Source organism: Bradyrhizobium tropiciagri, assembly GCF_018130545.1.
Lineage (GTDB): Bacteria > Pseudomonadota > Alphaproteobacteria > Rhizobiales > Xanthobacteraceae > Bradyrhizobium > Bradyrhizobium tropiciagri_A.
This window is the reverse complement of sequence record NZ_JAFCKF010000009.1, coordinates 189,785-214,194: the sequence shown is the minus strand read 5'-3', so window position 1 is coordinate 214,194 and position 24,410 is coordinate 189,785. Positions and strand designations below refer to the sequence as shown.

Annotated in this window: 24 protein-coding genes; 10 read left to right on the top strand and 14 right to left on the bottom strand. The window is 65.0% G+C overall.

Going from position 1 to position 24,410, the window contains the following annotated elements; genetic code table 11:
• Nucleotides 1-35: 35 nt before the first annotated feature.
• The 4 genes from JQ616_RS32905 to JQ616_RS32890 form a co-directional block, all read right to left on the bottom strand.
• Entirely contained in the window at nucleotides 36-1,247 is a 1,212-nt protein-coding gene (locus JQ616_RS32905) for an extensin-like domain-containing protein (RefSeq protein ID WP_212022039.1), read from the bottom strand.
• Nucleotides 1,248-1,366: 119 nt separating this feature from the next.
• Entirely contained in the window at nucleotides 1,367-1,663 is a 297-nt protein-coding gene (locus JQ616_RS32900) for a hypothetical protein (protein WP_212022038.1), read from the bottom strand.
• 377 nt (nucleotides 1,664-2,040) lie between these two features.
• Entirely contained in the window at nucleotides 2,041-2,382 is a 342-nt protein-coding gene (locus JQ616_RS32895; protein ID WP_212022036.1) for a hypothetical protein, read from the bottom strand.
• Nucleotides 2,383-2,480: 98 nt separating this feature from the next.
• Nucleotides 2,481-3,293, bottom strand: coding sequence for a DUF2147 domain-containing protein (locus JQ616_RS32890; RefSeq protein ID WP_212022035.1), 813 nt, complete (start codon nucleotides 3,291-3,293; stop codon nucleotides 2,481-2,483).
• A 182-nt stretch (nucleotides 3,294-3,475) separates the two neighbouring features.
• Between JQ616_RS32890 and JQ616_RS32885 the strand changes: the two genes are divergently transcribed.
• The 5 genes from JQ616_RS32885 (at nucleotide 3,476) to JQ616_RS32865 (ending at nucleotide 8,451) form a co-directional block, all read left to right on the top strand.
• Complete coding sequence (locus JQ616_RS32885; RefSeq protein ID WP_212022034.1) at nucleotides 3,476-4,237, top strand: DUF2147 domain-containing protein; 762 nt, start codon at nucleotides 3,476-3,478, stop codon at nucleotides 4,235-4,237.
• A 216-nt stretch (nucleotides 4,238-4,453) separates the two neighbouring features.
• On the top strand, nucleotides 4,454-5,542 hold the full coding sequence (locus JQ616_RS32880; RefSeq protein WP_212022033.1) for an AraC family transcriptional regulator: 1,089 nt from the start codon (nucleotides 4,454-4,456) through the stop codon (nucleotides 5,540-5,542).
• Nucleotides 5,543-5,654: 112 nt separating this feature from the next.
• On the top strand, nucleotides 5,655-6,296 hold the full coding sequence (locus JQ616_RS32875; RefSeq protein ID WP_212022032.1) for an inner membrane-spanning protein YciB: 642 nt from the start codon (nucleotides 5,655-5,657) through the stop codon (nucleotides 6,294-6,296).
• 124 nt (nucleotides 6,297-6,420) lie between these two features.
• Entirely contained in the window at nucleotides 6,421-6,747 is a 327-nt protein-coding gene (locus tag JQ616_RS32870) for a hypothetical protein (protein WP_249137559.1), read from the top strand.
• Between the two features lie 159 nt (nucleotides 6,748-6,906).
• Nucleotides 6,907-8,451 (top strand): FecR domain-containing protein, encoded by a 1,545-nt coding sequence (locus JQ616_RS32865; protein WP_349630079.1) that lies wholly within the window; start codon nucleotides 6,907-6,909, stop codon nucleotides 8,449-8,451.
• Nucleotides 8,452-8,526: 75 nt separating this feature from the next.
• Here the strand turns inward: JQ616_RS32865 and JQ616_RS32860 are convergent, their stop codons facing one another.
• From JQ616_RS32860 to JQ616_RS32850, 3 genes are all read right to left on the bottom strand, one after another.
• Complete coding sequence (locus JQ616_RS32860) at nucleotides 8,527-9,354, bottom strand: class I SAM-dependent methyltransferase (protein ID WP_212022030.1); 828 nt, start codon at nucleotides 9,352-9,354, stop codon at nucleotides 8,527-8,529.
• Nucleotides 9,355-9,459: 105 nt separating this feature from the next.
• A complete protein-coding gene (locus tag JQ616_RS32855) occupies nucleotides 9,460-9,870 on the bottom strand; it encodes a hypothetical protein (protein ID WP_212022029.1) in 411 nt (136 codons plus the stop codon).
• 80 nt (nucleotides 9,871-9,950) lie between these two features.
• A complete protein-coding gene (locus JQ616_RS32850; RefSeq protein WP_249137558.1) occupies nucleotides 9,951-10,310 on the bottom strand; it encodes a nickel-binding protein in 360 nt (119 codons plus the stop codon).
• A 100-nt stretch (nucleotides 10,311-10,410) separates the two neighbouring features.
• Here JQ616_RS32850 and JQ616_RS32845 point away from each other — a divergent pair, with 100 nt between their 5' ends.
• Nucleotides 10,411-12,225, top strand: a complete 1,815-nt coding sequence (locus JQ616_RS32845; RefSeq protein ID WP_212022028.1) for a winged helix-turn-helix domain-containing protein — start codon at nucleotides 10,411-10,413, stop codon at nucleotides 12,223-12,225.
• On the opposite strand, the gene JQ616_RS32840 is transcribed toward JQ616_RS32845, so the two are convergent.
• Nucleotides 12,226-13,065, bottom strand: coding sequence for an NUDIX hydrolase (locus JQ616_RS32840; RefSeq protein ID WP_212022026.1), 840 nt, complete (start codon nucleotides 13,063-13,065; stop codon nucleotides 12,226-12,228). It abuts the gene before it with no gap.
• Nucleotides 13,066-13,163: 98 nt separating this feature from the next.
• Complete coding sequence (locus JQ616_RS32835) at nucleotides 13,164-13,799, bottom strand: bifunctional transcriptional activator/DNA repair enzyme AdaA (protein ID WP_212022023.1); 636 nt, start codon at nucleotides 13,797-13,799, stop codon at nucleotides 13,164-13,166.
• Between the two features lie 136 nt (nucleotides 13,800-13,935).
• Here JQ616_RS32835 and JQ616_RS32830 point away from each other — a divergent pair, with 136 nt between their 5' ends.
• Nucleotides 13,936-14,913: a DMT family transporter gene (locus JQ616_RS32830; protein WP_212022401.1), complete on the top strand. Its 978-nt coding sequence runs from the start codon at nucleotides 13,936-13,938 to the stop codon at nucleotides 14,911-14,913.
• 2 nt (nucleotides 14,914-14,915) lie between these two features.
• Here the strand turns inward: JQ616_RS32830 and asd are convergent, their stop codons facing one another.
• Nucleotides 14,916-15,794 (bottom strand): archaetidylserine decarboxylase, encoded by an 879-nt coding sequence (asd, locus tag JQ616_RS32825; RefSeq protein ID WP_212022399.1) that lies wholly within the window; start codon nucleotides 15,792-15,794, stop codon nucleotides 14,916-14,918.
• Nucleotides 15,795-15,828: 34 nt separating this feature from the next.
• Here asd and JQ616_RS32820 point away from each other — a divergent pair, with 34 nt between their 5' ends.
• Nucleotides 15,829-17,493: an aminotransferase class III-fold pyridoxal phosphate-dependent enzyme gene (locus JQ616_RS32820; RefSeq protein ID WP_212022021.1), complete on the top strand. Its 1,665-nt coding sequence runs from the start codon at nucleotides 15,829-15,831 to the stop codon at nucleotides 17,491-17,493.
• 282 nt (nucleotides 17,494-17,775) lie between these two features.
• Here JQ616_RS32820 and JQ616_RS32815 read toward each other — a convergent pair whose 3' ends face one another.
• The 3 genes from JQ616_RS32815 to JQ616_RS32805 form a co-directional block, all read right to left on the bottom strand.
• A complete protein-coding gene (locus JQ616_RS32815; RefSeq protein ID WP_212022019.1) occupies nucleotides 17,776-18,393 on the bottom strand; it encodes a hypothetical protein in 618 nt (205 codons plus the stop codon).
• Between the two features lie 247 nt (nucleotides 18,394-18,640).
• On the bottom strand, nucleotides 18,641-19,330 hold the full coding sequence (locus tag JQ616_RS32810) for a class I SAM-dependent methyltransferase (RefSeq protein ID WP_212022009.1): 690 nt from the start codon (nucleotides 19,328-19,330) through the stop codon (nucleotides 18,641-18,643).
• 33 nt (nucleotides 19,331-19,363) lie between these two features.
• Nucleotides 19,364-20,419 carry a glycosyltransferase family 4 protein gene (locus JQ616_RS32805; protein ID WP_212022007.1) on the bottom strand — a complete coding sequence of 352 codons (1,056 nt, stop codon included), beginning with the start codon at nucleotides 20,417-20,419 and terminating at the stop codon, nucleotides 19,364-19,366.
• Between the two features lie 138 nt (nucleotides 20,420-20,557).
• Here JQ616_RS32805 and JQ616_RS32800 point away from each other — a divergent pair, with 138 nt between their 5' ends.
• Nucleotides 20,558-21,940, top strand: coding sequence for a TAXI family TRAP transporter solute-binding subunit (locus JQ616_RS32800; protein WP_212022005.1), 1,383 nt, complete (start codon nucleotides 20,558-20,560; stop codon nucleotides 21,938-21,940).
• A gap of 138 nt (nucleotides 21,941-22,078) precedes the next feature.
• Here the strand turns inward: JQ616_RS32800 and JQ616_RS32795 are convergent, their stop codons facing one another.
• The gene (locus JQ616_RS32795) at nucleotides 22,079-23,299 is read right to left on the bottom strand and encodes an acyltransferase family protein (protein WP_249137556.1); all 1,221 of its coding nucleotides are present in this window, start codon (nucleotides 23,297-23,299) and stop codon (nucleotides 22,079-22,081) included.
• A 248-nt stretch (nucleotides 23,300-23,547) separates the two neighbouring features.
• Here JQ616_RS32795 and JQ616_RS32790 point away from each other — a divergent pair, with 248 nt between their 5' ends.
• Complete coding sequence (locus JQ616_RS32790; protein WP_212022003.1) at nucleotides 23,548-24,237, top strand: L,D-transpeptidase; 690 nt, start codon at nucleotides 23,548-23,550, stop codon at nucleotides 24,235-24,237.
• Nucleotides 24,238-24,410: the final 173 nt, after the last annotated feature.

Sequence of the window (24,410 nt, the reverse complement as noted above, 5' to 3'; positions counted from 1 at the left end):
GTCACCCAGTAATAATACGGGTATCAGACGCGTCCCTATTCGTCGGCGAATTCGTCTTCTTCGTTGACCCCCGCTTTACCCCGCGGGGCCGGCTTTCTGCCGCCGAGCGATCCTGTGACATAAGGTTCGCGCGTTGCATAGGGGTTACGGCCGCCGGCACGCGCCGCGACCTCTTCGCCGGAGACGGCGGCAGGCTGGCAGATCAGGCGTCGGGTGGCCCGGCGCATCAGGTCCACATGGATGTGGTCGTAGTGATAGACGTTGGAACCCGGTGCCAGCACCGTGGTGAACTGCTGGCAGGCGGCGGCCTGGACATCGCGCAGGAAGCCCTGCTCTTCCGGCAGGCCCTTCCAGCCATCCTTCACCGAGATGCGGCGGCCGTCAGAGAGCGTGAAGGCTGCGATATCGAGCGCATTGCCGAAAGCGTGCTCGGAAATATGCGCGTGCGAATTGCCGTTCATGCCGCGGCAGGAATAGGCCGAGATCTGCTTGATCTCGACCACGCGCGCGCCGAACCAGCGCTGCGCCGCCGGCTGCACGGAATCCGCGAGCCAGCGCTCGAGCACCGAGACGATCGGGCACGCCAGCGTGGCCGCCGGCTTCACCGCGACCGGGCCGACCGTCCCCACCGGATTGCCGCTCGACGGTCCGAGCCGCGGCGGCGGTGGCGCGCCGGGCGGCTGCTGCGAATACGGCGCCGGTGAATAGGGCGCGGCCGCGCCCTCGCGCTGCGGATTGTTGGACAGGCCCGGATAATAAGGTCGCTCGCCGCTCGCCTGAGGCGAGCCTTCCGGCGGCAGGTCGATCTCGCCCTGCTGCGGCGGAACGCCGGGCGCCGACAGCGACACCGGTCCACTGGGCTGGCTGCCATAGTTCGGCTGGCCGACGGCTTGATCGGAATACGGCGCTTGCGCGGGCTGCGGCTGACGATTGATCGGCCAGCGCGGCTGGTTGCCGACCGAGGCCGGCGGACGCAGGCTGTCGTCGGCAAATCCGTAAGCCGAGCTGGCTTCGCCGAGGGCTGCGACCTTGAGCGGGAACTCGGCGCCGCAGACACCGGGGCCGGTGATCGGATCGATGCGGACCAGATCCGGTCCTTCTTTGACCGCGCCGGATTTCAGGCATGCGGCCTCGGCCTCGGCCCGCCACGGTTCGCGCTCGGCGGTCTGAAACAGACCGCGACCGCAACCAGCAAGCGACACAAGGACAAGGGAGCCGACGAGATACAAACGAACTCCACGCGTCATGGCGCGGAGGTTCTGCGAATTTGATTAAAGACTCTTCAACGCAATTCGACTGTTTCGTTTCAGGTATTTTTTACCATGCGTTGGAACCTGGAAGGGCCGCGCGCGCTTCCGGGTAACACTTAATGTGTCACCGACACGAGCGAATGCTCCACCGCTCGTAACGGAGCGAGGTGATCCATCATCGCATCGGTCTCGTCGTGATTGAGAATGCCCTGGTGTTTCGACATCTCGCATACGACACACCAATCAACTTCAGATCGTACCAATGAACGGCGCAATCGTAGTTGTGGCTTATCGAACGGAATGCCGGACCAGCGGCGCATACCCATGCGCGCCGCCGGCGAATAAATTTGCGAGCGCTTCAAAGCCTTGATTCGGCGCCGGTTTGAGCCGCCCACCGCAACGCGGCATGACATGGGAACCTCGAGCCCGGCAGCAAGACTGACTTTTTCGTCCGGGAACCAGTTGCTAGCTTTGCCGTTAATGCGGGCAGCGTTGTGAACCGAGGGAGTTTCCCAATGGATTTCGCGAGTCCTCTGCTGAGCAAGCTGAGCATTGTGGCCGCGTACATCGCGTTAGCCTTCGTCGGCGCCATCATTCTCGGCGTGTTCTAGCCCAATCGACAGGCAATGAGTTCAGCGCCCGGCGACCGCCCCCGCCGGGCGCTTTGCTGTTGGAAGGGCCGCCACTCTTATCCACGTCATTGCGAGGAGCGAGAGCGACGAAGCAATCCATATGCCCGCGTATGCGGAGCAGTGGATTGCTTCGCTTCGTTCGCAATGACGGAGACTACTCAGAAATTCGAACAGCTCGACCCGGTGATGCCGCCGATGGTGAAGTCGTGGCAGACGAGGCCGGGATTGTCGGGATCGGGATAGCCGTCGTCGCGACGGCGCGGCTCGCGGATGGTATGGCTGAAGCGCCAGCCGCGGGCACGCATGCAGGCCTTGTATTGGCGCGACGTCGGTGTGCCGTTCTGCGGCGCGCCGAACTGCCCATCGCAGAACGCGGCGTCGACATGCAGCGCGTCGTCGCCGCGCTTCTGCTTGAACATGTTAGTGTAGATATCGTTGTCGGCATGGGCAGCGGCGACGCTGCCGGCGAGCAGCAGCGCGACCAGGCTCAGGCGCTTCATGTTGGCCTCCATCGCTTGCGAACAGCGTTAACCTCCATCGGTCGCGCGCCACGAAGCGTCGGGTTCGAAGGCGTTCGGTTACAAATTGGACATGAGTGCTATGAGCGCGGCCCGTCCCGGCGCTGCCCCTGTGTGACGCGCGCCCGCGAATGCGAGATGCGGACCCAATCGACACCGCTGCAGTAGAAACGACCGATCGCGCAGGCCTCGACCCGCATGCTGTCCGCGCCCTTCAATTCGATCGTGCCGTAACGGATGCGGCCGCTGTCCTCGCTGTAGACGTTGCCACTCCAGCGCGCATCCGTGTTCGGCTTCATGTTGATCAGCACGGCTTCGCCGAGATCGCGCGTGGTCCTGTCGAGCGCATAGCCGCACAGCGCGTTGCCGCAGAGACGAACCCGGACCAGGCTGCTGGTTTCGGTCTGCCAGTCGCCAATCGGACCGTCGTCGGCTTCGTCGGGCTCGCGCGAGACCTGCGTCAGCGGCCTCGGGCGCGCGGGCACCACCGCCGACGGCGCGGGTGACGGAGGCGGAGCTGCGACGACCGGCGCCGGCGGCGGCGTCATCACGCGCGGCGGCGGTGCTGACGGTGTTGGTACGGCAGTTGGCGACGGCGCGGCTGCAATGATCGGCGGCGGCGTGGGAGCGACCGGCGCCGGCGGCGCAATTGCAGGTGTTGCGGCGGGAATCGCTGCCGTCGTCGCTGGCGCCGGCAACGGCTTCATCGCGCGGCCGCTGCCAGTGCCATCGTCGCGCCTCGACGTGCCGGTCACCGAGACGCAGGACAGCGTGCGGCATCGCGCCGAATCCAGATGGACGCGGTGACCGCCGATCGAAAACGAGATGCCCTCGCCGGCGTGGGCGAGCGACGTGAACAGCAACAGCGCGACGAGCAAGCAGCAGCGCTTCATCGAAGCCTCCAAAACATCAGATGAGGCTTAAGGCCGCGATGCTCACAGCGCAGTGACCTCGGTCACCGTGGCAGGCCATCCGCCCGCTCCGTCAACGTGACGTAGGTCACCGAACTGGTCCTCCAAGCGGCGTACCGTCCGGATCCATCGCTGCACCCCGCTCAATGCCAGGGAGACCTCACATGAAGAAGCTTGTTGCAATCGCCGCGCTGCTGATGGCCACCACATCGGCGCATGCGGGCGGCACCGGCATCACCTTCGAGATCGATGGCCAGCGTATCCATGTCGAGGCGCCGCGCAACTGCAGCGCGCTGTCCTGCATCCGCGTCTCGGCGCCGGGCTATAGCGGCACGATCGGCGGCATCAGCAAGAATCTCGGCCCGAAGTCCGACGATGACGACGATGTCGCCTCAACGACTGCATCGCCCCCGCCGCCCGCTTCCGTCCCCGCGCCGATTCAGGCCGCCGCGCCGCAGCCGGCCGCGCCGGTCGCTGCCGCCGTCCCGCCGCCTCCTCCGCCCCCTGCACCCCCGACGAGTGTTGCGACCGTGGCACCCTCACCGGTTGACGCCGCGCCCGTTGTGCCTGCACCGGCTCCGGTCGCCGCACAGCCTGCGCCACAGCCGCAAGCGGCGCCAATTGCCGCCGCACCGGCGCCGGCGACCGGACCGATCGGCGTCTGGGCCACCGAGGAGAACAAGGGCAATGTCCGCGTCGAAGCCTGCGGCACCAATCTCTGCGGCTATTCGGAGAAGAGCAACGAGCGCATCCTGATCAACATGAAGCCCGACGGCAGCAAATGGAGCGGCCGCATCCACGATCCCGACTCCGGCCGCAACTACGACTCGACGATCGCGATGAAGGGCCCGAATGCGATGCGTGTGCAGGGCTGCGCCTTCGGCGGCATGTTCTGCGGCGGCCAGACCTGGAAGCGGATCAGCTAGGCCATCGATCCCCGGGAATGAACCGATTAGCGTACCTCATCACAACTGTCGTCCCTGGTGCGTAATTGCGCACGAGGCAGGGACGACACCGAGTTTGTGTATGGGCGGTGTCCGGTTGATTGCCATCCGGGCGCTCGCTTCATGTGGATCGCCGGACACGCTATAAGGGCAGCCGTGTCGAGGTTGAATCGAACCTGCGGGCGGCTGGCGATGGCGATGACGGCTCTTGAACTCGGTCTGCGCGGCGCGGTGGTCGCGCTATTCCTGGTGGTCTGCGCGGTGCTGCTGCTGCGCTATGCGGCGGTGCATCGCGCCGCGCATCTCGGTGCCGCGATGGGCGTCGCCGGTGCGGCCTATGCGATTTCGACCGCGCCGTTCTTTCCCGCATCGTCCTTCGGCTGGAGTTCTCCATTCATCGCCTTCGCGATGGGCTCGCCGGTGATTTTCTGGCTATGGGCGAGCGCGGTGTTCGACGAGCGGTTTGCCCTGCGGCCGTGGCATGCGGCGGTGTGGACGCTGCTCGCCGGTCTTGGCGTCGTGAGCCACAATTGCTGGGCGATCTGGCCTGACGCCGCCGGGATCTGCGGCCGCGCGCTTGCGCTGACGACGATCACCTTCGCTGTGCTCGGGATTGCGCAAATTGCAAAGGGATGGCGCAGCGCCGTGACCACGCCGCGCGGCCGGATCCTGATTGCGCTGGTGATCGGCATCGGCTTGCAGATGATGCTTGCCGCGACCGCGGGACTTGCCGCGATTCCGGCCCGGTCCATCAGCCTGAGCATCGCGCTCGCCCTTGTCGCATTCGGGCTGCTGTCGACCTGGATGATGCTGTTCGATCCGCCCGAGAGCCAGCCGGCCGTAGCCGGCCCGGGCAGCCGGGTGTCCGCCTCGCTTGCCCCGGCCGACCGTTCGGCTCCGGACCGCGCCGTGCTCCACCGCCTCAAGCACCTGATGGCGACCGAGCGGACCTACCGACAGGAGGGGCTGACCATCGGCGTGCTGGCGGTCAGGCTCGGTATGCCGGAGTACCGCCTGCGCACGCTGATCAATGACGGGCTCGGCCACCGCAACTTCAATGCCTTCGTCAACCGCTATCGGCTCGACGAGGCCAAGGCGGCACTCGCCGATGCCGATCAGGCCGAGGTGCCGGTGCTGACGATAGCGCTCGATGCCGGGTTCCAGTCGCTGGCGCCGTTCAACCGCGCCTTCAAGGCGGACACCGGATTGACGCCGAGCGAATTTCGCCGCAGGGCGATGGCCGGGCAAAATGCGGCGAACGATGTGGAAATCACCCATCCGAGCTGAGAATTTGCTCCTCGATTTCGAAATTCGACAGGCCGGCGCCGGTGCAACCTGCCTAGTTGTGCCGATGCAGGCGCTGGTCGCGCCTGAGATGGCAAGCGGAGCACAACGACCGATGAAGAGTTTCCTCACCGCGGCAAGGCTATTGGCCCTCGACCTGGCGTCGACCCTGGTCTTTCTCGGTCTGTTCCTGCTGACGCACAACACCGCGCTCTCGGTCGGCCTCGGTATCGCGTTCGGCGTCGCGCAGATCGGTCTCCAGATCGTGCGGGGAAAGCGGATCGACACCATGGAATGGCTCAGCCTGTTCTTGGTCGTCACCGCCGGCACCGCGACGCTGCTCACGAATGACCCGCGCTTCGTGCTGTTCAAGCCGAGCGTGATCTACGCCATCGTCGGCGTCGTGATGCTGAAGCCGGGCTGGCTGAACCGCTATTTGCCCGAGATCGCGCAGACCGTGGTGCCGGATGTCGCCATCAAGGTCGGCTACGCCTGGTCAGCGCTGATGTTCATCTCCGCCGCCGTCAACGCCTTCGTCGCGCTGACCTGCGAGATCACGACATGGGCCGTCGTGATGCCGATCTTCGGCATCGTCAGCAAGATCTTGGTGTTCGTCGGCGGCTTTGTTGCGATGCGCCTCACCGCGAGGCGCCGCATCCGCGCCATGCCCGAGGCCCAGCGCGCCGCCGTGCTCGCGCTGGAGGGCGGTCCGGCGGCGTTGGCCGCGACGCAGGGGGTATCGTCCGCGAGTGGTTAATGAAACAAACCGGCGCGCGACGAAACCATTTTGCCGTTCCGACGAAGAATTGGCGAAACCAAGCCCCCCTAGTGATGCCTGTGACAACGCGCTGCTTCGGCGCGATCATCGCAAGGGGGACATCATGGCTTTCACCGCTTCCGCATTTCGTCATGGCAAACTGCTGGCCGCCACCGCGTTGACGCTCGGTCTGTTGACCTCGGCATCCTATGCCTACACCGACGAGCAGCAGCAGATGTGCACCGGCGATGCGATGCGGCTGTGCAGCTCGGAAATCCCCGACGTCGATCGCGTCACCGCCTGCATGGTCCGGCAGCGCGCCCTGCTCAGCGACGGCTGCAAGGCAGTGTTCCACTACGTGCCGCCGGCAACGGCTCCGCAGCCGGCGAGCTATGCGCCCGCGGCCAAGCCGGCGAAACCGCTCAACATCACCCCTCACAAGCGCGGCTGACAAAACCCCGATAGCGACCAAGCACCGCGCTTCCGGTAACGGGGGTGCGGTGCTTGCTTGTATCCGCCGGCCATGACAACAAGGCAGGACCGTTCATTCGGCATTCAGCCTGACGCGGCTCAATTGCCGGTCCCCAATGTCTCCCGGGAATCGATGGTGATGCGCCGCGCCTTCCTCTTTGCGCTCCTGCTGAGTGCCGGCGTCACGATGGGTTGGCATACAACGGCCAATGCCGCGCCGGGCCTGACCCAGCTCGCGCAAGCGCAGACTGCGCCCTCGCCCGCCCCGGCGCCGAGCGCGACACCGGCACCGCCTGCAACATCAACGCCTGCGCCTGCAGCCCCGGCCGCCGCGCCACAGGCCAGCGCACCCGAACCGATCGGCAACGTCGCAACGCTGACCGGAACCGCGACCGTCACGCGCAACAACACCACGACGCCGCTACAGATCCGCGACGACATCTTCGCCAATGACGACGTCGCGACGTCAGCGACCTCCTCGCTCGGCATCACCTTCAACGACGGCACCACCTTCAACCTGCGCGCCAACGCCAGGATCACGATCGACAATTATGTCTACGAGGATGGCGGCCAGCAGAACAGCGCGCTGTTCAACGTCGCCAAGGGAACGGCGGCGTTCGTCGCCGCCGCCGTCGCCAAGACCGGCAACATGAAGATCTCGACGCCGACCGCAACCCTCGGCATCCGCGGCACCACCGGCCTTGTCGAAGTGCCCGAAGGCGCCACCGCGACCAGCAACAATGTGGGCATCAAGCTCTATCCCGATGCCGACGGACATGTCGGCCGCATCGAGGTCAATGATCGCAGCGGCGCCTCGCTTGGCGTGCTGACGCGCGGCGCGAGCGGCTTTGCGATTCGCCCCGGTACCGGCGGCGCGCGCTTCGCCGCGGTGCCGCTGACGATCTCGCCGCAACAGATGGCGCGCGACCAGGGTTTTGTGCGCGCGGTGCATTCAGCGCAGACGCTGGGCCGCCAGGTCGTGACCGAGCAGCGCGACTTCCGCCGCGCCAATCCGGATTTCCGCAGGGCCAATCCGGCGGCGCCCTATCCGAACCGCGGCCAGCCGGTGCAACCGAACCCGCAGCGCCAGAACGGCCTGCCAGGCCAGAACCGCAATGCCCCGCAGCAGCCGGGCCAGCAGAACCGTCCGGGCCAGCAGCAACCCGGTCAGCAAAACCGTCCCGGCCAGCCGCAGCAACCGGGCACACCCGGACGGCAGGGCTCGCAACAGCCGGGCCCGCAGCAGCAAGGCGGCGCACAACACGCGCTGCCCGGCCAGCCCGGCGGCACGACCTTGCCGCACGCACCCGGTGTTCAGACGCCGGCCGGACAACAGCCCGCGGGACAGCAACAGCAGCCTGCACGACAGGGCGGCGCGACGCAGCCCGGCGGGCAGCAGCAGCCCGCACGTCAAGGCGGTCTGCAGCCCGAACGCACGCAGGTGCCGGGCGGCGTGCGCCAGCCAGGACAACCTGCGGCGCAGCCGGGCGTGCCGCGACAGGGCGCAGCGCAGCCGGCGCCGCAGGCACCCGGTGAGGTGCGGCCCCGCATCCAGCAGGCCGCACCGGGCGCCCGTCCGGGAATGCAGCGGCCCGCAGTGCAGGCACGCCCCAGCTTTACGCAACGGCGCGCACCGCCGCCGCGCGCAGCGAAGCCGCCGCCCAAGGACAAGCGACATTACTGAGCGATCGCATCAGCGAACGAATGTGGCGCCGGCGAGAACGCCGGCGCCACGCTCCGATCGACGAACAGCGGCAGGTCAGCCCCGCTTGGTGATCACCGCCTCCAGATATTCGCCCGGGATGACCAGCGTCCCGTCCTTGGCGACATTGAACTGATCCATCAGGGCGAACATGTCGGTGGCGAGCAACTGCTGCTTGACCGCATCGATCGCGCCGAAAGCCTTCAGCACCGGACCGTAATAGGTGCGGAAGATCTCGAGGAAATGCTCGCGCGACCTGTAACGGAAGTTGAAATGCCTGCGCTTGGCATCGACCGCCGCCTGTGATCCGAACAGCACGCCGAGATGCGCCTCGGTGCCCCACAACGCCGGAGATTTCACGCCCGGCGCCGGCGGCACATATTTGCCGATGGTCCTGAACACCTGGCCGATGAACCCCTCCGGCGTCCAGCTCGCAAGGCCGATCTTGCCGCCGATGCGGCAGACCCGACGCAATTCATTCGCCGCCTGGTGCTGATCGGCGGTGAACATGATGCCGAAGGTCGACAGCACGACGTCGAAGCTTGCATCGGCAAACGGCAGCTTCTCCGCATCCGCCTCCTGAAACGTAACGGGCAGACGCTCCGCAGCCGCCCGCTCTCGGCCGCGCTCGAGCAGCGCGCCGACGTAGTCGGTCGAGATCACGTCGGCAAAGCGCCGCGCCGCGGCCAGCGTCGCATTGCCGTTGCCGGCGGCGACGTCGAGCACCATCTGATTGCTGCGCAGGTCGACGGCCTCGCAGAGCGTCTCGCCCACGATCTGAAGCGTGGTGCCGACGATCGCGTAGTCCCCTGAACTCCAGGTGGCCTGCTGGCGCGCCTTGACCGCGGCGAGATCGACGACGGGGAATTCGGTTTGAACGTTCATTGTGCATCTCCTTTGAAAATGTCGTGGGGCTCACGGCTTCGCCGAAAGCCCGCGAGTTGCGTTGAAAAGCGTCGTGTCAGTGCAATGACTTCAAAGTGCTACGAGCTAGGTGCGACGGTCGAGCAGGACCGGGATTTTGGATGCGGCGACCATGGTCCAATCCGAACGATGCCTGCAGCCATGCTTGCGCCGCTCAGACCAAACAGCCTGCTGCGCCGGAGTCGGACTGCTCTTCCGAACGACAGGCTCCTCTGCTCGTGTGAACACGGGTGATGACAGACCCGCGATCATCAGCCCGAGCACCGCGCTTCGAATGATCGGCCGGGCACAGCGGTTGCCTGCGGCCTTCGACCGTCGGCCGCCGCGCTCGCGCGGCATCAAGCGGCTGGCTTGCCGCTCGCGATGTTCGAGCATGCCTGCGACCGATTGATTGACGAACCGGCGGATGCGCAAGAGCAGCAAGAAAAAATGCTTTCGCACCGGACTTGAAACGGACTCCATGAATGAAATCGACATTATCGTTTCCTTGATCGAAGTGTGATGGCGCCCCGGATCATGGTTTGGCCGGGATGCACCATGCGACGCCCCCGCGGGCGTCATTCGGCTGCAATGGGCGGTTCGACCGGATCACCACGCACCACGACGGTTGCCGCGACCTTGTAGAATTCCTCGCCCGGCATGCCGACGCAGCGCGCATGGTCCCGGATCGAGTCGCCGTCGCGCGCCTCGTATATGCAGAATGTGCCGATGCGACCATCTGCCTCATGCACCACATAGCTGCGGATCCAGCGGACGCGGTCCGGCATCTGCTCGTCGCCGATCCTGGCGGACGTTGCGCCGGCGCGCTCGAGCTCGCTCATGTTCGCCCACGCGCTCGGACGGCGAATGACATAGAGTTCCATCGAAATCTCCTCGGTTGGGACGGTTGAACAGCAGGCAGCGGTGATCGCGGCCATGCTCAGCTATAGGCGCCGTCAGCGCCAACTGTCCTTACCGCGGACTGATCATTGTCTGATCTTTGCCTGAACCTTTTCCGGCAACCCCGGACCTATACACATGGCATTCTCATTTGGACTGTTCGAGCTTGATGAAGCTGGACGCGTGCTGCTGTGCGCGCGCCAAGAAGTCGCTTTGCAGCCACGTGTGTTCGACCTGCTGGTCTATCTCGTTCGACACCGCGACCGCGTCATCTCCAAAGACGAACTCCTCGAAGCCGTGTGGCCCGATGTGACGGTCACCGACAACTCGCTGCAGCGTGCAGTGAGTTCGTTGCGCGCCGCGCTGCGCAGGGGTGGCATGGACGGCGCGATCCGGAACCTGCCAGGCAAAGGCTATCGGTTCTTTCTCGAGTCCGAGATCAGGCAGCCGGAACGCATCGACCACATGCGCGTCGATGCCGCTGTCGGTGCAATCGGTACAATCGGCCTTGCCCGCCGCGCAGCCGCCGGACAATTGTGGCTACAAGCAGCAACCCTGTTCGCGAGCGCAGACGAAAACGGCGAGCTGAACGCTGAAGATTTGCACAATTGGGCGCTTGCCTTGCAATGCCTGGGCAAGACGACGGCGGCCATTCCAATTCTGGTTCGCGCGGTCGCCGCGCGCAGCGAGGCCGGCGATGCGGCCGGCGCCGCGGTTGACGCGATCGCGCTCTCGGGCCTGCATTTCGAGAGCGGTCAGGCCGCGATCGGAAAAGGCTGGCTCGCGCGCGCCGAAGATTGGGCCTCGCGGATCGATGATCCCTCGACGACGGCCCTGCTGTTATGGATGAAGTCGAAACTGGCTGCGTTCGACGGCGAGCCGGAACAGGCGCTCGCGTTGGCCGACGCTGCCTACACCTGCGTCAAATACAAGGATGCGCTCAACATCGAGGCGCTGAGCCTGGCCTATCGCGGCTTCTATCGGCTCTGCCTCGGCGACACGCATGGCGGACTGGCCGATCAGGATCATGCCGCGGCCGTTGCGCTGTCCAGCACCAATCTGGACCCGATCATGGGCGGCAGCCTGTACTGCAATATTCTCTGGGCCGCCCGGATGTTCGGAGATTGGGCACGGGCCGACCAGTGGACGCGGAGCTATCAGAATTTCTGCTCGGGCAGCGGCATGGAATTGACGGGGTCGTGCCAGTTGCATCGCTCCGAGGTGCTCGGCATCAGGGGCTCGCTCGACGAAGCGCTGGCGCGCATCCAGGACGCGCTCGTGCGCCTGACCAGCGATGCACCGTGGTCGATGGGCGATGCCAATCGGGTGCTGGGCGATATCCTGGCTGCGATCGGCGATGACGACGCGGCGCTTGAAGCCTACGACCGAAGCTACACGCTGGGCTGGTGTCCGGAGCCGGGCCGCGCCATGCTCCTGCTCGCAAGAGGCGAAGCAGAAGCCGCCTATGCAAGCCTCGAACGGAGTTTGATCGGCAAGACCTGGTGGACATTGCAACGGCGGGGAATCCTGCTCGCGCACCTGGCGCTGGTTGCGGCACACACCAATCGGAGCGGTCGGGCAAAGGCATTGATCTGCGAGCTTTCGGGAAATCCCGATCGCTGGCCGATGCCCTCGATCCGCGCGCTCACCAACGAAGCGCAGGCGATCCTCGCGCTGTCCCGGCAGGATCATGAAGCGGCGATGCGGCACCTGCATCTCGCCCGCCAATTGTGGTCCAGCACCGAGGGGCGGGTTCAGATCGTACGGCTGAGATTGCAGATTTCCAGGCTCCAGCTGGAGCGTGGCGATACGCGAGGCGCCATGGCCGAGGTTCATGCGGCACGGCTTCTGGCCGGTGAATTGGGATCGCCCAAACGCGTTGCCGACTGCGCGGCCTTGCAGCGTGACATTGACGCGTGGCGGCCAGCCGCACGGCGTCAGATGTGCGGGTGATCACGCCGCGCGGCGCAGCCAGTCGCGCACGCGCTCGATCAAGTTCTTGCGCGGGATCGGTTGGACCGTGGTGGCGGCTGCGATCGCGCGCGCGGATGGCGGCGCTTCCGATGCCGTCGGCTCCACGACAGGCGTGGCCTCGACTGCCTTGCCGGCCTCGGCAGCGGTGTGCTCCGGCACCATGTCAGGCTGATCCGGTGCGGCATCCTCCGCCGGCATCTCCACGAGATCGGAGGTATCCGCCATGACCGGCAGCTCTGCAGGCGCTGGCGCTTCGGCGTCTATGGGCACTTCCGCGGCAACTTCGGCGATCGCAGGCGTCCCGACGACCTCGGGCGCGTCAACGACCGGCTCGTCAGCGGAAAGGCGCGCACGCCGTCGCTCCGCGGCCGCAACCCGCAACCGCGCGCGCCGATCGCGCTCGGCGTTCGCCGCGGCCTGCAAGGCGATCGGGCCGACATTTTCGAGGAACACGCGCTCATAGCCGCGCGAGAGGCGATCGAGCGCCGCGTCGAGCGGGAGCCAATCGACCTCCCTGATATCGCTCATCAACGCGCGCACCGGCTTGCCGCCGGCATCCATGCGCCAGTAATGCACCACCTTGGAGCGCCCGCCGGACTCGTAGACGAGCGTGCCCAAAAATTCATGCACGTCGACGGCGTGGCCGATTTCCTCCAGCACCTCGCGTTCGGCCGCGGCGCGCGCGGTTTCGCCGTCGTCGAGCTTGCCCTTCGGCAACACCCATTCATTGCGCTTGCGCAGGCGCACGACGGCAAAGCGCGGCGGTGTCTCCCGCCGCAGCACAATGCCTCCCGCCGCCAGAACAGGCGTCCGCGCCATCTCGTGTCCATCAGGTTTGCGATTTAGGATCGTCTCGTGACGAGACGCTCCATAGTAGCGGCATGCGACCGAAAAAGCGAGATCGCGCGAGCATGTTCCTATAGCCGCGAAGGCTGACGCCGCTTTGACGTTCCGTTCCCGGTCGATCGACGAAATGAGGATGGTGCGCGCTTGTAGATCGCTCGAAACTCGTCATTGAAGCGGCGCACACTGGTGAAACCGGCTGAGAATGCGATCTCGGCCAGTGGCAAATCGGTACCATCGATCAACCGTTTTGCCTTCTGCACCCGCTTCGTCGCGGCCAATTCGCTCGGACTCGCTCCGGCATGCCGCATAAACAGGCGAAGAAGATGGCGTGGCCCCACACCAAGCGCTTTTGCCAGGTCCGCGACAGAGGCCCGATCCAGATAGCCCTCATCAATCATCCGCATCCCGCGCGCGACGGTCGTTGCTGTTCCCATCCAGGCCGGCGATCCCGGCGCAGTTTCCGGCCGACAGCGCAAGCAGGGACGAAAACCGGCCCGTTCCGCTGCCGCAGCGGTTGCGTAGAACGTGACATTCTCGGACCGGGCGGGGCGCACCGGACAGACCGGACGGCAATAGATCCGTGTTGAGCGAACGCCTGAAAAGAATAGCCCGTCGAAACGACCGTCACGGGCAAGCCGTGCGCGGTCGCAGGTCCCACGGTCGAGATGTGGGGGAAGCGTCTGCAGATGGAGTGAAGCCGCGGCCATGCAGGAAGCCTAGCTTCAGGCCGCCGCACTGAGTAGCTGGAATCGGACGCGATCGGGGGATGACGTCCGAATCCGGCGAGCAAGACACCTTGTTCCGAGCGATCTTGAGGTCGATTCGAGAGGTGCCGCCGTGAAAATGCAGATACCCGCAACCAGCTTCAAAGCCGCTCCACGCGACCGAGGCCAACTCAATCTTGCGTTGGAAGTCGGCCTGCTGGTTCTGCTCTCGTTGATCTGGGGCAGTTCGTTCACCTTGATCAGGGTGGCGGTCGAAGCAATCCCTCCCCTCACTATGACGGCTGCGCGGGTGACCATCGCGGCACTCATTTTAGTCTTGATCGCAAGAGCGCGAGGGCTTTCGCTCCCTCGCGAGCGCGGGATTTGGGCGGCCTTTCTCGTCCAGGGCCAGCTGCAGAGCGCGCTACCGTTCACGCTCATCAGCTGGGGCGAAAAGCATATCGCAAGCGGCCTTGCCGGCGTGCTCAATGCAACGCCACCGATATTCGTGCTGCTGATCACGATGGCGACGGGATATCGCGGCCAGCTGATCACCGTGCAAAAAATCATCGGCGTCGGAATGGGTTTAGCCGGCGTGGTGGTCGCGCTCGGCTTCCAATCGCTCCATGATATCAATACGGCTCCGATGGCGCAGATCGCCGTGCTGGCTGCGAGCCTTTGTTACGCGTTGGCTCCCATGTGGGGACAGCGCTTTTCAACCCTGCCCGCGATCGTGACAGCAGCGGGAGCAATGAGCTGCGCTGCAATCACCATACTCCCGGCAGCGATCATCATCGAACAGCCCTGGACGCTGGTCGTAACACCCAAATCCGTCCTGGCTGTAGCCATCCTTGCGGTCCTATGCACCGCCATCGCGATGGTGATTTATTTTCGTCTGGTACGCACCCTCGGACCACTCGGCACCACCAGCGGCAGCTACCTGCGGGCGGGATTTGCCGTTGCCCTCGGCATTCTCCTTCTTGGTGAAGACTTCACCCGATCAACGATCGCTGGAATGACCTTGATCGTACTCGGGGTCATCGCCGTAACGCTACCGCTGCGCTGGCGCCTGTCGAAGGCGGTGACGGCGCTAACGCCGCCCACCCGATCGAAATAGCCCTAACCCCGTGTGCCGACTGGCTTGCGCAACAATGCTTCGCCGCATTTGATCCGTGTTCCCTCCGCAACATTGTCGCAGAACTCGAAATGATCGGGCGCCAGCACGATGATGGTCGAACCGTGCTCGAACCAGCCGAGTTCGTCGCCCTTCTTCACATGCGCGTCACAGGGGAAATCCACCGGACCGCGCGACTGCGCGTTCAGCGTGATGTCGAGGAAGTGCAGGCGGAGGCTGGCGACCAGGATCGCCGCCACCGGAACTAGCGTCAGCGCCTCGCCGGTCGGCAGTTTCGCGCGCAGCACCGCGCGCTCATTCTTGCAGAACAGCCGCTCGATCCGCTTCAGCGCGATCGGATTGACGTTCCAGACGTCGCCATGAATGAACGTCACCTTGTCGATCGCAAGGTCATACGGCGCGTGGAAGCGATGATACATGCTCGAGGTCAGCCGCAGCGTGACGAAGCGCCCGTTCCTGTGCTGCTCCACCAGCGCGGGATCGCCGAGCAGATCGAGCAGCGAATACGGCGCGCCCTTGACCTGGAACAATTGCCCGTCCTCGATCCGGCCATGCGCGCCGATGATCGCATCCGACGGGCTCGCGATGATGGCGGGATCGGCCACCGCCGGGCGCAGGCCGGGCTTGAGCTCGCGGGTGAAGCAATCGTGCAGGCTCCTGAACTCGGTCTTCTTCGCTTCCGACAGATCGAGGTCGGAGAACAGCTTCCAGCAGGCGATCGAGGCGTCGCGCACCAGGGGGTTCTCGACCTTGGAGAACCAGCCCATGAAGCGGGTCAGCGCCGCCCGCGGAATCCGGTTGGTGAGCAGGAAATTGAGGTCTTCCTGCTGGGTGAATGCCGAGATCAGGCCCTTGACTGTCATGAATCTGTTAGGTGCCGAGGCTAGCGCTTCTGTCATGGAAACATCCCTTCCGATTCTCTCGCTGTCCGCCGCCGCCCTTGCCGGCGCCGCCGCAGCTTTCCCCAAAATTCAGGCCCGCCTCGCGCTGTCGCGTGCCAAGCACCGCTCGCTGACCGGACATTCCAAAATGTCCAAGATGGTCGCGCGCATGGTGCCGCACTACGAATTCGACATCGACGCGTTCTTCTGCTCCGACGGAGCGCCGAAGGACATCGCGATGCAGCGGCAGGATGGCTTCTTCCGCCTCGCCGGCCTCTACCAGGACCGCTACCCCAAGGGCCGCGCGCTCACCACCGAGGTGACAGAGCGGATCTCGGACCTGCAATTCACCGAAACCTATCGGGTGCCGTTCCAGTACAGCCGCCTGGTGCGCGAGCATCTCGGCACCTCGGCCTTCGTCGAGGCCTCCAGCGGCGTCACCGTCACCGATCTCGACGGCAATGTGTCCTACGACCTGACCGGCTCCTATGGCGTCAACATCTTCGGCAACGACTTCTACAAGGAGTGCATCGCCGAGGGTGAGAAGCGCGCGCAGGCGCTCGGCCCGGTGCTCGGCCCTTACCACCCGATCATTGCCGACAATGTGAAGCGGCTCTGCGAGCTCTCCGGCCTCGACGAGGTCTCGTTCCACATGTCCGGCACCGAGGCCGTGATGCAGGCGGTGCGGCTCGCGCGCTACCACACCAAGCGGACGCATCTGGTTCGCTTCGCCGGCAGCTATCACGGCTGGTGGGGCGAGGTGCAGCCCGGCGTCGGCAATCCGGTGTCGCCGCACGAGACCTACACGCTCGCCGACATGTCGGAGAAGACGCTGCACGTGCTGCGCACGCGCAAGGACATCGCCTGCGTGCTGGTCAATCCGCTGCAGGCGCTGCATCCGAACGCCAACGCGCCCGGCGATTCCGCACTGGTCGACTCCTCGCGTTCGTCGAAATACGACCGCGCCGCCTACACCGAATGGCTGAAGCAGCTGCGCGAGGTCTGCACCGAGCGCGGCATCGTCCTGATCTTCGACGAGGTGTTCGTCGGCTTCCGCCTCGCCGCCGGCGGCGCCCAGGAATATTTCGGCGTCAAGGCCGACATGGCGACCTACGGCAAGAGCCTGGCCGGCGGACTGCCGATCGGCGTGGTGTGCGGCCGCAAGGATTTGATGCGGCGCTTCCGCGACGACCGTCCGGCCGACATCTGCTTCGCCCGCGGCACCTTCAACTCGCATCCCTATGTGATGACGGCGATGGACGAGTTTCTGAGCCGGCTCGCCAGCCCGAACTTCCGCTCGATCTACAACGGCCTCGACGAGACCTGGAACGGCCGCGCCAAGGCGCTCAACGACCGCCTCGCGGCTGCGGGCTTGCCGGTTCGCGTCGGCAACATCTCGTCGATCTGGACCGTCTATTACACCGAGCCGTCCCGCTACAACTGGATGCTGCAATACTATCTGCGCGCCGAGGGGCTGGCGCTGAGCTGGGTCGGCACCGGCCGCCTGATCTTCACCCTGAACTACACCGACGCCGACTTCAGCGAGGTTGCCGACCGTTTCGTCGCCGCGTCCGAGAAGATGAAGCGCGACGGCTGGTGGTGGCACAAGGAAGGCCTCACCAACAAGAACATCAAGCGGCAGATCCTGAAGGAGATGGTCGCTGTGAGGTTCGGGCGCTGAGACCTTATCGGCCCTGACGCGTCCACGGCCTTCCTTCACCTCTCCCGCGTGCAGGAGAAGTCGCATCGCATCGCCAGATGCGACGCGGGTGGAGGCTTTCTCCACATAAAGAGCATCGCAAGCGGCGACACCCCCACCCCGGCCCTCCCGCGCAAGCGGGAGAGGGAGCACAGTCCCGTTGTGGCGAACAGCTCGGCCGAGTCTCTTCACAGGAGCCCTAAGACGGTGATGCCCGGGACAAGCCCGGGCATGACGCAAGTTTGCAGACGCTGGGAGCAACGATCAGGCGTGCTTGACGTGCTTCTCGAGACCCGGATCGATCAGCTCGCCCTTCATCAGGAACAGCGGCGCCTTGTGGTAGAGCTTCAGGTCGTTGAACGGATCGGTGATGATCTTGGTCATCCAGACGAGACCGGTCTCGATGTCGCGGATGAAGAACAGGTGGATGGTGCGGAACAGCAGGCCGCCGATGCCGACCACGAGCCAGATCTTGGCAACCTGACGGGCGAAGTCGGTCATCGTCACCCAGGGCTTGACCAGGCCGAACAGCGTCGGATCGAAGTACAGCACCATCGGCGACAGCGCCCAGATCGCCATCAGCACGACCTTGCGCTGCAGATTGTAGCCGACCTTGATGTCTTCCTTGTGCTCGTGGGTCGCCTGGTTGACGTGGTCATACCCCTTCGGCTCGAAGAAGAAGTGACCGGCCTGGCGCGAGGTCATCGAGACCAGCCAGCCGACCAGCGCCGACACGACCGGATCGAAGAACAGCATCACATAGGCGAACACGAAGCTCAGCGCGCTGACGAAGTGCAGGCTCTGGTTGATCCGGCTGTGATGGTAGAAGCGATGGTCATCCCAACGCTGGGTACGCAGCTCTTGCAGGAAGTTCTTGATCATTGGTTCCCCCAACATCTTTCGGGACAGGATTTACAGGGATTCGATGTATCGCGTGTGACATCATCATAATGACATATGACAATGCGGAGCGACGCCTTGACGCAACCGGAGCAGAGTTTCGCCTCATCCCGGCGAAACTTGCGGGGGACAAGGCGGAGAGGATCGTAGCCTCCCGGTTTTGCGGCGCGCTGTGCGCGACGTTACCCGGGGAGGACCGGCGGGCTGGGCCGCCGGCCTTGGCTGCCGCTCAGGCGGCCTTGGCGACATCCGCCTTGCGGAAGCGGACCAGCGAGAAGTGACCGAGCGGCGGGATCAGGCGGCGTTCCGCGAGCTCCATGCCACCAGCGCCGGCCAGCCACTTGGTGTAGCGCGACCAGGCGAATTCGGCGGTCCGGAACCCGAGCGGGCGCACCACCGGCTGCAGCGTCTGCTCGATGAAGCGGCGGACGCCGGCATCGGCGCTGACGCGGGTCAGGATGATCATTTCGCCGCCGGGCTTCACCACGCGCGCGAACTCGTCCATCGCGGCTTCCGGGTTCGGCACTGCCGACAGCACGTACTGCGCCATCACCACGTCGAACGAATTGTCCGGGAATTCGAGCTTCTCGGCGTCCATCACCGCGAGACCCTCAACATTCTTCAGGCCCTGCTCGGCAACCCGCTTCTTGGCCTTCTCGAGCATCGCTTCCGAGATGTCGGTACCGAAGATGCGGACATTTTGGCCGTAGAGCGGCAGCGAGATGCCGGTGCCGACGCCGACCTCGAGCACGCGGCCGCCGATCTTGTTGGTGGCCTGGATCGCAGCCTGCCGGCCCTTGCTGAACACGCCGCCGAACACGAGGTCGTAAATCGGCGCCCAGCGGTCATAGGCCTGCTCGACCGTCTCGCGGTCGAAGTCCATGGAACGGTCGGCGCCCAGCTTGATGATTTCAGCCATAGATAGTCTCTCGTCTTTCGTTCGATTGAGCTGTTAATTCGGAACCGCACTGCGGCCGGCAACGCGGCGTGCGGGCCGCGGCGCGCGGCTCGGCTGCAACGTAGCCAGATTGCCGATGAACTGACGCGCACTGTTCTCCCAGGAACGCTCCAACGCGAAATTGCGGCAGTCGGCGCGTGACATGTTGAGCGCGCGCAGGCAGGCGGCGCGCAGGTCATTGTCGATCGCGCCGATCGGATGATCTGCGATGACGTCCTTCGGGCCGGTGACTGGGAACGCCGCGACCGGCGTGCCGCAAGCCAGCGCCTCGAGCTGCACGACGCCGAACGTGTCGGTCAGGCTCGGGAACACGAAGACATCGGCGGCGGCGAGGTGCGAGGTCAGATCCTGGCCCTTCTTCTCTCCGAGGAAAATCGCGTCGGGATATTTCTGCTGCAAGGCCGCCCGTTGCGGGCCGTCGCCGACCACGACCTTGGAGCCCGGCAGGTCAAGCGACAGGAAGGCGTCGAGATTCTTCTCCACCGCGACGCGGCCCATCGTCATGAAGATCGGCCGCGGCAGGTCGAGCAGCGCCGGCTGGTCGGGATTGAAGATCCTGGTGTCGACGCCGCGGGTCCAGTAGCCGAGCTTGCGAAAGCCGCGCTCGGAAAGCTCTGACCGCAGCGAGTCGGTCGCGACCATCGTCATCGAGCCGGCGGCATGGAAGTGCCGCAGCACCGCGTAGCCGACGCTGTCCGGAATGCCGGTGCGCACGGAAACATATTCCGGAAATCGCGTTGTATAGGATGTGGTGAAAGCGAGCTTGTTGCGCTGGCAATAGCCGCGCACCGACCAGCCGATCGGTCCTTCGGTCGCGATATGGATTGCCTCGGGAGCGGCCTCCTCGATCCGGCGCGCAATCTCGCGGCGGTTCGGCAGCGCCATCCGCAGGCCGGGATAGGTCGGCACGCCGACTGAGCGGAAGCCGTCGGGAGTTAGGAATTCGATCTCGGCGCCGAGCGTCTCGGCGCTGCGCGCAAGCGAGGTCAGCGTCCGGACCACGCCGTTGACTTGCGGATGCCAGGCATCGGTCGCAACGAGTATGCGCATTGCACGAGATCCAAATCGTTAATCTTGATTCTGCTCGCACGACGTTCTGACATGGATGTTTCAAACGTATGACGTCATCGAAATGTTAGGTTGTTTTTCACGGCTAGCTGCCGGTTTTTCGTGTAAGATGACAATCAGATGTCAGAGCAGAGTGAAAATCCCGGCACCGCGCGCCGCAGGCTCAGACGGCGAAACTCGTCGCTCTTGATCCTCGCGACCGGCATGCTCGTGTTCGCGATCGCCGCCGGCACGCTGTACTACGCGCTGCGTCCCGTGACGCTCTTGATCGCGGTCGGCCCGACCGGCAGCGAGGACGTCAAGCTGATCCAGGGCTTCGCCCAGGCGTTTGCGCATGGCGGCAGCTCGGTGCGGCTGAAGCCGGTGACGACGCAGGGCGCAGCCGAAAGCATCGCGCTGTTCACCGCGAACAAGGTCGACCTCGCGGTGGTGCGCGGCGATCTCGATCTGCCGGCGAGCGCCGAGTCGGTTGCGATCCTGCGCAAGAATGTCGTCGTGCTGTGGGCGCCCTCGGGAGCGAAGGGCAAGCGGCGATCCGCCAAGATCAAGAGCATCGACGATCTCGCCGGCCACAAGGTCGGCGTGGTCGGCAGCACCCAGGCCAACGTCACGCTGCTGCGCGTGATCCTGAGCGAGTCCGGCGTCAATCCCGACAAGGTCACGATCAGCCAGTTCGCCGTCAACAAGGTCGCCGACCTCGCGCGCGATCCCTCGCTCGACGCCTACATGACCGTCGGCCCGCTCGGCAGCAAGGTGACGACGGAAGCGATCGCGGCGACGGCGGCCGCGCGCGGCGAACCAGTATTCCTCCCGATCGACGTCTCGGAAGCGATCGCGCAGAAACATCCGCGCTATGAATCCGAGGAGATCGCCGGCAGCATCTTCTCGTCGTCGCCGGCGCGGCCCGAGGACAAGGTCGAGACCGTCGGCGTCAATCACCTGATCATTGCGCAACACGCGCTGGAAGAATCGACCGTCGGCGCGCTCGACCGGCAATTGTTCACGCAGCGGCTCCAGGTCGCGCGCGACCTGCCGGCGGCGGCCAAGATCGAGAAGCCCGACACCGACAAGGACGCCGCACTGCCGGCGCATCAGGGCGCGGCCGCCTATATCGACGGCACCGAGCGCACCTTCCTGGAAAAATATTCGGACTACATCTGGGGCGGCATCCTGCTGATCTCCGGCTTCGGTTCGGCCGGCGCCTGGCTGCGGCACTACATGAAGCGCAACGAGCGCGAGCACTACATCGCCCATCGCGACAATCTGCTGAAGCTGATCTCACGGGTGCGCCGCGCCGAGACGGCGGAGGAGCTCGCGGCTATGCAGGGCGCTGCGGACGCGCTGTTGCGCGAGGCGCTCGATTGCTACGACGACGGCGCGATCGAGGAAGGCGACCTCTCGGTAATCGGGCTGACGCTCGAGCAATTCCACCACGCCGTCTCCGACCGCCGCGCGGTAATCAACAGCGAGAAGCCGGGCCTGCCGAGGATGCGCGTCGGCTAGGCGCGCACGCCGGTTGCGCCGGGAGCAATGTCTGGATTGCGGCCTGCTACGCCATTCTCGTCATCGCCGCGGCCAAGCTGCTGTGGGACGGACTGGCCTGATACATCCACATCCGAGCGGCGGCGTTGTTGCTTCTCGTCAGGAAGATCGCGCGCTCCGGCTGCCGCTCACGCTGACGGCAAGCGGCCCGATCCCATCGAGCGGTTTGACCACCTCGTCCGGCTCGAGCCGCTTGCGCGCCACGAAGGAGAAATGGCGACGCAGCTTCAGGACCGGCTTCTCGATCCAGTGCCAGGAGAGCGCCGCGAACGTCGTGATCAGCACGATCGCAATCGCGAACTGAACGATCAGCGACGCATTCGGTAGCCACACCTTCACCACCTGCTGCATCGGAAAGCCGTACAGATAGATGCCGTAGGAATAGTCGCCCTTCGAAAACAGCGGCAGCCGCGGCAGATTGGAGACGCCGAGGAACACGGTGATATAGACCAGCGCCGGCGCGACGAAGGCATTGAGGACGGGCTGGGTGATCCAGGCCGCCGGTCCAAGCAGTGCGGCGCCGAGGCAGAGCGCACAGCAGGCGGCGAGAATGCGCCCGTCATAGGGAATGCGGTCGCGGTAGAGGTAGATCGCGATTGCGACCAGACAGGCGACCGGCAATTTCGCGCCACGTCCGAGAAACAGCGCCGTGCTGAAGATCTTGTCGTACAACGTGCCCGCGACGCCCGGCGGAAGTTGCGACGGATTGGCGGTATGCCCGGTGAACTGTGCGACAAATCCGATACCGACCAGCACGACGACGCCGAGCACGATCAGCGCCGGCCTGCGCAGCAGACCCAGGATCATGATGGCCGCCATCACCGCGTAGCAGCCATATTCGAACGGCACGGTCCACAGCGAGCTGTTGACCTCCGGTGCGGGATTGCCGGTGAACACGCCCGGCAGTGTGTAATTCACCAGGCCGACGACGTTCGTGAAGTATTTCCAGGTGCCGGCGCTGGTGAAATAGTCGGCAAGCGGCAGCGTTGTGAAGATCGGCCCGAGGATCAACGCCGACAGCACGATCTCGACCGCGAGCGCCGGAATGATCCGCAAGCCGCGATTGATCAGAAATTCCTTAACGCTGAGCCGCAGCCCGCTCGCGGCGATCAGAAATCCGCTCAGTGCGAAGAACATCACCAGGATCGCAAATTGCGGAAACCAGATGATCCACGCCTGATCGGAGGTGCCGTTACCGGTCGCAACATAGGGCGTGTGTCCCGCGACCACGGCGATCGCGAGCGCAACACGGAGAAAATCGAACCCGGGACCGAAGCCTTTCTGCCGATCCAGCATGCTCCCGATCGAAGGCGCTGGCATGATTTCCGCTCCATTCCGAACCACGCCTTCGGACAGCAAGCGCCGTGCCAGGATAATTGTCCTGATGCGGTACACCTCCCGGCAAGAAGCCCTTAACCCTGCGACGAAACACGGACGAAACAAAACCCTAACGGCACGAAACCATTTTGGCGATTTCGTGCAAACGTCCTGAAACGCCTCACCTGTACTGGTTTGAGCCAACGACGCGCCGGAACTGGCGCGCAGGGCGCAAACAACAGGGGTCGACAATGTTCAATTCCATCAAGCTGAACGCACGTCTCGCTGCCGCCGCCTTCGGTGCGCTGGCGATTGGATCAGTCGCTTTCACGAACACCGCCGCGGCCGCGCCGCTGCCGATCTTCCCCTTCATCCTGACGCCGCCGACCGAGGCCGTGCAGCCGCCGGTGCAGTCGATGCCGCAGGCGCAGGAAGAAGACCGTTCCGTCGAGCTGCCCGCCCGGCTCCGCCGCCAGGTCGTCGCCTATCCGACGCGCGAGGCGCCCGGCACCATCATCATCGATACCCCGCACACCTATCTCTATCTCGTGCTCGGCAATGGCCAGGCGATGCGCTACGGCATCGGCGTCGGCCGCGACGGCTTCACCTGGTCGGGCACCCAGACCATCACCAAGAAGGCGGAGTGGCCGGATTGGACCCCGCCGCCGGAAATGATCGCCCGCCAGCCCTATCTGCCGCGCCACATGGCCGGCGGCCCCGGCAACCCGCTCGGCGCCCGCGCCATGTATCTCGGCGGCACCGTGTACCGCATCCACGGCACCAACGCGCCGGAGACGATCGGCACCCACGTGTCCTCCGGTTGCCTGCGTCTGACCAATGAGGACGTCAGCGACCTGTATTCGCGGGTCAGCGTCGGCACCAAGGTGATCGTGCTGCCGATGACCGACCGCCGCGCTGACCTTGGTTCGGCCGTCCGCTAGCAAAACCGACTTCCCCAAGCCTACCCCAAAGCCTCCTCCAAGGCTCAGATAAAGGCCCAGACAACGGCTCCGGCTCCCCACCGGGGCCGTTGTCGCGTTCACAATCGTTAACGTCCAGGTGACCTTGGAGATGCGGCCTGCTTCCGCCCCTGAAGCAGCTTGATCCCGCCACA

Excerpts from the sequence above, each read along its gene's own strand:
- JQ616_RS32905 (WP_212022039.1), bottom strand. The coding sequence starts at position 1,247 with ATGACGCGTGGAGTTCGTTTGTATCTCGTCGGCTCCCTTGTCCTTGTG.
- JQ616_RS32900 (WP_212022038.1), bottom strand. The coding sequence starts at position 1,663 with ATGTCATGCCGCGTTGCGGTGGGCGGCTCAAACCGGCGCCGAATCAAG.
- JQ616_RS32895 (WP_212022036.1), bottom strand. The coding sequence starts at position 2,382 with ATGAAGCGCCTGAGCCTGGTCGCGCTGCTGCTCGCCGGCAGCGTCGCC.
- JQ616_RS32890 (WP_212022035.1), bottom strand. The coding sequence starts at position 3,293 with ATGAAGCGCTGCTGCTTGCTCGTCGCGCTGTTGCTGTTCACGTCGCTC.
- JQ616_RS32885 (WP_212022034.1), top strand. The coding sequence starts at position 3,476 with ATGAAGAAGCTTGTTGCAATCGCCGCGCTGCTGATGGCCACCACATCG.
- JQ616_RS32880 (WP_212022033.1), top strand. The coding sequence starts at position 4,454 with ATGACGGCTCTTGAACTCGGTCTGCGCGGCGCGGTGGTCGCGCTATTC.
- JQ616_RS32875 (WP_212022032.1), top strand. The coding sequence starts at position 5,655 with ATGAAGAGTTTCCTCACCGCGGCAAGGCTATTGGCCCTCGACCTGGCG.
- JQ616_RS32870 (WP_249137559.1), top strand. The coding sequence starts at position 6,421 with ATGGCTTTCACCGCTTCCGCATTTCGTCATGGCAAACTGCTGGCCGCC.
- JQ616_RS32865 (WP_349630079.1), top strand. The coding sequence starts at position 6,907 with ATGCGCCGCGCCTTCCTCTTTGCGCTCCTGCTGAGTGCCGGCGTCACG.
- JQ616_RS32860 (WP_212022030.1), bottom strand. The coding sequence starts at position 9,354 with ATGAACGTTCAAACCGAATTCCCCGTCGTCGATCTCGCCGCGGTCAAG.
- JQ616_RS32855 (WP_212022029.1), bottom strand. The coding sequence starts at position 9,870 with ATGTCGATTTCATTCATGGAGTCCGTTTCAAGTCCGGTGCGAAAGCAT.
- JQ616_RS32850 (WP_249137558.1), bottom strand. The coding sequence starts at position 10,310 with ATGGCCGCGATCACCGCTGCCTGCTGTTCAACCGTCCCAACCGAGGAG.
- JQ616_RS32845 (WP_212022028.1), top strand. The coding sequence starts at position 10,411 with ATGGCATTCTCATTTGGACTGTTCGAGCTTGATGAAGCTGGACGCGTG.
- JQ616_RS32840 (WP_212022026.1), bottom strand. The coding sequence starts at position 13,065 with ATGGCGCGGACGCCTGTTCTGGCGGCGGGAGGCATTGTGCTGCGGCGG.
- JQ616_RS32835 (WP_212022023.1), bottom strand. The coding sequence starts at position 13,799 with ATGGCCGCGGCTTCACTCCATCTGCAGACGCTTCCCCCACATCTCGAC.
- JQ616_RS32830 (WP_212022401.1), top strand. The coding sequence starts at position 13,936 with ATGCAGATACCCGCAACCAGCTTCAAAGCCGCTCCACGCGACCGAGGC.
- asd (WP_212022399.1), bottom strand. The coding sequence starts at position 15,794 with ATGACAGTCAAGGGCCTGATCTCGGCATTCACCCAGCAGGAAGACCTC.
- JQ616_RS32820 (WP_212022021.1), top strand. The coding sequence starts at position 15,829 with ATGGAAACATCCCTTCCGATTCTCTCGCTGTCCGCCGCCGCCCTTGCC.
- JQ616_RS32815 (WP_212022019.1), bottom strand. The coding sequence starts at position 18,393 with ATGATCAAGAACTTCCTGCAAGAGCTGCGTACCCAGCGTTGGGATGAC.
- JQ616_RS32810 (WP_212022009.1), bottom strand. The coding sequence starts at position 19,330 with ATGGCTGAAATCATCAAGCTGGGCGCCGACCGTTCCATGGACTTCGAC.
- JQ616_RS32805 (WP_212022007.1), bottom strand. The coding sequence starts at position 20,419 with ATGCGCATACTCGTTGCGACCGATGCCTGGCATCCGCAAGTCAACGGC.
- JQ616_RS32800 (WP_212022005.1), top strand. The coding sequence starts at position 20,558 with ATGTCAGAGCAGAGTGAAAATCCCGGCACCGCGCGCCGCAGGCTCAGA.
- JQ616_RS32795 (WP_249137556.1), bottom strand. The coding sequence starts at position 23,299 with ATGCCAGCGCCTTCGATCGGGAGCATGCTGGATCGGCAGAAAGGCTTC.
- JQ616_RS32790 (WP_212022003.1), top strand. The coding sequence starts at position 23,548 with ATGTTCAATTCCATCAAGCTGAACGCACGTCTCGCTGCCGCCGCCTTC.